Source organism: Sulfobacillus sp. TH-112 (assembly GCF_057473405.1).
The window spans coordinates 1-4,363 of record NZ_JBYCKN010000055.1 but is presented as its reverse complement, the minus strand read 5'-3'; the positions used below and the strand labels follow the sequence as shown (position 1 = coordinate 4,363).

Sequence of the window (4,363 nt, the reverse complement as noted above, 5' to 3'; positions counted from 1 at the left end):
TCAGGATTGATTTTGGCTGCGGTGATGATGCTGGTGCATATCGGGCAGGCCGACGTAGCCTCGCGGATCCATAATGCCTGGTTGCGTACGCTCGAAGGTGGTCTACATACGCCGGACATCTATCGTCCCAACGGTATCAGTCAAAAACGGGTCACGACAGAGGAGTTTGCGCTGGCGGTGCAACAGAGATTGGGCACGAGGCCCGAGCATTTATCACCGGTAAATTACTCAAACGTGGTGAAAACGTCGGTATCCGCAGCGACCACGACCAAGAAGTCCGTCAAGCAACTGGTGGGCATCGACGTGTTTTTGGATTGGACCAAGGGACAGTCAGAAGATTTAGCAAACGCCTTAAAGGCACTTTGCACTGACGCGTTATCGTTGCAGGCGATTACAAATCGCGGCATTAAGGTTTGGCCAAAGGGAATTTCGGAGGCCTTTTGTACCGACCATTGGCGCTGCCGATTTCAGGCAGACGGAAGTCACGCGGCGTTGAATTATCGCGACCTCATGACTCTACAGGCTGGTATTTCTGAGGCAGGATTCGATATCGTGAAAACGGAAAATCTCTATACATTTGATGGCATTGACGGCTTTTCAGCCATCGCCGGATAGCTTAGGGGCCGGATGGGCAGTATCAGTGCCATTAACGGTTTGGTGTTTGGCGGTTTAAGAAAGTATTGCTTTGTTGAGAGTGGTCGTATCGAAGTATATAATCGGGACCTATAGAGCGGTGTGGAGTCATAGTGAGCTAAGGAGGATGCCCATGTTTGGTCGTAGGAAGCGTGGTCGCATTAGGATGCAAGAACCAGTAGCCGGTGTGGTCATTCCCTTAGCTTCTCGTTCTCATCGCCAGAGTGCTGCCATACGAGGAAAGGGGCATTGGCCGTGGGAGGAAGAACCGGCGGCTGAACCCCGTAGAGATCGGCGCCGGGGATACCGACGTCGGCGTCACCAGCCCTGGCCGTAATGGCTGGGGGACTGCGATTTTCGTGCCCTCCGTAGTCCATCTACGGAGGCTTTTCGTTACCAGCGGATTCATCCCCGGAGTCGTTGCTATTATGGGTAGTGGGAATGTAGATGAGTTTTGGGGTTGACAACACCGCGATGCAATCGAGATGCATGAGATGGTCTGAGCCATCAACAACCCCGACGGGGTCTCTTTGACTGTAGTCCTTCCGGAAATTCTGCCATGACCGCTCCCTCATCGAACACCGTGAGACGATGGATTTCCCGTCAAAATGAAGCGTCATGGATTGCGTCTCGAGACGCTATGCGGTATTGGGCAAGCGTGCCCCTGGCTCGCGGAATTGTGGAAAATATGCCATAGTAGTGGCGTAAGGCCATTGACGCAAGGGGAGGGATTTGATGCAGAACCAAGAGAAGGTGCCGTTTATCATCTTAGGCGCTACAGGGGATTTGACGTTTCGATTGCTGATGCCAGCGATTTTCCGACTCTATCTGGCAGAGAAGTGGGATAGTCCGGTGATAGGATATGCCCCGGAAGAGTGGTCAGAGGATCAGTTCATCGATCACGTTCATGATGGATTAAAACAATTTGTTGACGAATATTCGGAGGATGCTTGGAAAGGTTTTTCGTCCGACTTATCCTATGTTTCCGGCCAACTTTCCCCAGATGACTTGCAAAAACTTAAAATCGGACCGGGTTCCGCGGTGTTTTATTTAGCACTGCCGCCGGCATTATTCGGGACCGCGGCCCAAGCGCTGGCCGGTGCCGGCTTGAATGCGTCCCAAGACGGTTTTCGGCGCTTAGTAGTGGAGAAACCGTTTGGACATGACTTGGCATCGGCCAAAGAGCTGAGGCAACAGCTCCATGGCGGATGGCAAGAGGACCAGATTTTTCGAATCGACCACTTCCTGGGTAAGGAAACCGCTCAAAATTTGCTCGTCTTTCGGCTTACCAACCGGTTTCTGGAATCCATTTGGAATGCAGAACATATTCGTTCGGTGCAAATTACCTATGCCGAGACACTAGGTCTTGAGGGACGTTGGCGATATTACGACAAGGCTGGAGCTTTGCGGGATATGATCCAAAATCACTTACTGCAACTCTTTACGCTGGTGGCGATGGATGCACCTGCGGTCTGGCAGGCCGAATCCTTGCACAATCAAAAAGTGGAAGTGTTGCGAGCAGTGCGAAATATAGCGCCCGAGGAGTTGGATGACAATGCGGTCCGGGGGCAATATGAAGCGGGTAAGATTCGAGGTGAGTCAGTTCCTGGATATCTTGAGGAACCACACATCGAGGCGTCGTCCACTACGGAAACATTTGCGGCGCTGAAACTGCACGTGGATAATTGGCGGTGGCATGGGGTACCTTTTTATCTTCGCAGCGGCAAACGGATGGCAGAGGACTACGCCGAGGTGGCGATCCAGCTAAAAGAGGTGCCGCGTGGCTTGTTTGGCGAAGGGCTGCGTAACTGGCTGATTTTTCGCATGAAGCCCGACGAACGTATCGACATGATGGTCTGGGCTAAAGAGCCTGGTCTGACACTGAAGACCCGTCGGAGGACGTTGTCGACGCTCTATCGCAAGGAAGATGAAATGGAATACTCGGCATACGAACAATTGCTGTTAGCGGTGCTTCAAGGGGATCGGACGTCATTTCCTCGGTACGATGAGGTTGAACAGGCGTGGCGGATCGTGGATCCGGTTTTGCAAGGGTGGAAGACAGGCCGTCCAGACACGTATCCCGCTGGAACGGATGGGCCTCAGTCGCAGTCGCGACTACTGGAGCATGGCGTGGATTGGCGTCAGCTAGACGAGGCAGTGAACGAAACGGTGGACTAGGATTGTGGCGGTTGTCTTCCCAAAGCCTCTTGGTGGGGATTGGGACTGAGTCGAGTGTGGGATTGCGATCCGCATCCGGTGACGGTCATGAGCATCATGGCTAGAACTATCAAGGTGACGATTCGCTTCATCGATAGACCTCCCTTATGAGGTATCATATCATGCCGCGGATGCCGAGTTTAAAGAGGAGGACAGCATGGGAGAGCAGTTGGGGTTTATTGGCCTCGGAATCATGGGACAGGCGATGGCGCGCAATCTTTGTGGCGATGAACCACTGATTGTGTATAATCGGTCCGCGCGGGGTCTGGAAAAGAGACCACTAACCGCAAGCGTAGCCGATACCCCAAGAGCAGTAGCCGAAGCGAGCCAAGTGGTATTTCTCATGCTAAGTAATGACGACGCTATACGGGCCGTAGTCGACGGAAATCACGGGGTATTCGCGGGACTGCGTCCTGGGACAGTGATTGTTGACCATTCTACCGTGTCTCCGAGGCTGACTCGGGCAGTGGCGCATCGCGCGGCGGAGATGGGAGCGAGTTGGCTTGATGCGCCAGTGACGGGCGGCGATATTGGAGCTCGTGAAGGGACTTTGACCATCATGGTTGGAGGCAGTATCGGAGACTTTGAGCGGGTAACGCCCTACTTGAAGCGTATGGGACAACGTGTCTCTCATGTGGGAGAGGTTGGTCAAGGACAATCGTTGAAACTGGTGGCCAACATGGTCTCGGCAATGAATCTGATGGCTGCGAGCGAAGGAATTCAATTGGGACTGCAGTTAGGGTTGCGGATGGATGATTTAGCTGAGGTTATGACTCACGGATCGGCGCAATCTTTTGAACTTGCCAAGGTACTCGATCGCTACCGCAATCAGAATTATGCGCCGGGATTTTCCGTGGAGAACCGAGACAAGGATCTGCGGTTGGCCATAGAGCTAGCTGAGGAGGTCCAGTTTGGCACTCCGCTAGGCCAGCGGGCGAAAGATCTTATGCATGGGCATTCCGAGACAGGATTTTCGCAGTATGATGAGTCTAGTTATATTCTTAGCTTGTCGAACAAGAAGGAGGAATGAGAGATGTGGTGGCGTAGACCGAGGGTCCCGTTTTGGATGGTGGTTCTGGCATTTCTAGGGGTGAAGTCTTTCATGCGAGGTGGCCGGACTCATCATAGTGCGGATTTTGAGAGTCGGCGTCAGCGATTTCGGGAGAAGATGGATGAAGCCTTCGACGTATGGCGTGAGCCCGACACTGCAACCAGTGACAGTGCGCCTAAGGACGAATGAGCCAGAGTCGCATCCGACGTAGTCTGGCGATTTTTCGATTGGCGCTTAGCTTTTGGAAAGATAGTCGCCGGATTGAACGCGCGCGCCTAAGACTTGGGCCCGAAGAGTTCAGCGCGCGCGAGGCGGCCATCTATCGTGAAGGTGGAGCGAGATTTCGCACCCAAGCACTGAGAATGGGCGGCCTGATTATTAAGGTCGGACAGTTTCTTAGTGCCCGCACCGATATTTTGCCGCTTAGTTTTACTCGCGAACTGACCATTTTGCAAGACCAGG

General features: G+C 53.2%; 6 protein-coding genes and 1 pseudogene. 6 read left to right on the top strand and 1 reads right to left on the bottom strand.

Annotation, left to right across the window (positions count from 1 at the left end; translation table 11 throughout):
* The 3 genes from ACOJWD_RS03480 to zwf all read left to right on the top strand — a co-directional run.
* Positions 1-615: hypothetical protein (locus ACOJWD_RS03480; protein WP_486991830.1), on the top strand; the 615-nt coding region annotated here is incomplete at its 5' end.
* A 151-nt stretch (positions 616-766) separates the two neighbouring features.
* Positions 767-970, top strand: a complete 204-nt coding sequence (locus ACOJWD_RS03475; protein WP_486991829.1) for a hypothetical protein — start codon at positions 767-769, stop codon at positions 968-970.
* Positions 971-1,368: 398 nt separating this feature from the next.
* On the top strand, positions 1,369-2,811 hold the full coding sequence (zwf, locus tag ACOJWD_RS03470; protein WP_486991828.1) for a glucose-6-phosphate dehydrogenase: 1,443 nt from the start codon (positions 1,369-1,371) through the stop codon (positions 2,809-2,811).
* Here zwf and ACOJWD_RS03465 read toward each other — a convergent pair.
* Entirely contained in the window at positions 2,808-2,942 is a 135-nt protein-coding gene (locus ACOJWD_RS03465; RefSeq protein WP_486991827.1) for a hypothetical protein, read from the bottom strand. The genes zwf and ACOJWD_RS03465 overlap by 4 nt on opposite strands.
* 65 nt (positions 2,943-3,007) lie before the next feature.
* Here ACOJWD_RS03465 and ACOJWD_RS03460 point away from each other — a divergent pair, with 65 nt between their 5' ends.
* The 3 genes and pseudogenes from ACOJWD_RS03460 to ACOJWD_RS03450 all read left to right on the top strand — a co-directional run.
* The gene (locus ACOJWD_RS03460) at positions 3,008-3,880 is read left to right on the top strand and encodes an NAD(P)-dependent oxidoreductase (protein WP_486991826.1); all 873 of its coding nucleotides are present in this window, start codon (positions 3,008-3,010) and stop codon (positions 3,878-3,880) included.
* Positions 3,881-3,883: 3 nt separating this feature from the next.
* Positions 3,884-4,090 (top strand): hypothetical protein, encoded by a 207-nt coding sequence (locus ACOJWD_RS03455; RefSeq protein WP_486991825.1) that lies wholly within the window; start codon positions 3,884-3,886, stop codon positions 4,088-4,090.
* Positions 4,087-4,363, top strand: a pseudogene (locus ACOJWD_RS03450) (ABC1 kinase family protein); the annotation flags it as partial. The gene ACOJWD_RS03455 and the pseudogene ACOJWD_RS03450, both read left to right, overlap by 4 nt.

Excerpts from the sequence above, each read along its gene's own strand:
- ACOJWD_RS03475 (WP_486991829.1), top strand. The coding sequence starts at position 767 with ATGTTTGGTCGTAGGAAGCGTGGTCGCATTAGGATGCAAGAACCAGTA.
- zwf (WP_486991828.1), top strand. The coding sequence starts at position 1,369 with ATGCAGAACCAAGAGAAGGTGCCGTTTATCATCTTAGGCGCTACAGGG.
- ACOJWD_RS03465 (WP_486991827.1), bottom strand. The coding sequence starts at position 2,942 with ATGAAGCGAATCGTCACCTTGATAGTTCTAGCCATGATGCTCATGACC.
- ACOJWD_RS03460 (WP_486991826.1), top strand. The coding sequence starts at position 3,008 with ATGGGAGAGCAGTTGGGGTTTATTGGCCTCGGAATCATGGGACAGGCG.
- ACOJWD_RS03455 (WP_486991825.1), top strand. The coding sequence starts at position 3,884 with ATGTGGTGGCGTAGACCGAGGGTCCCGTTTTGGATGGTGGTTCTGGCA.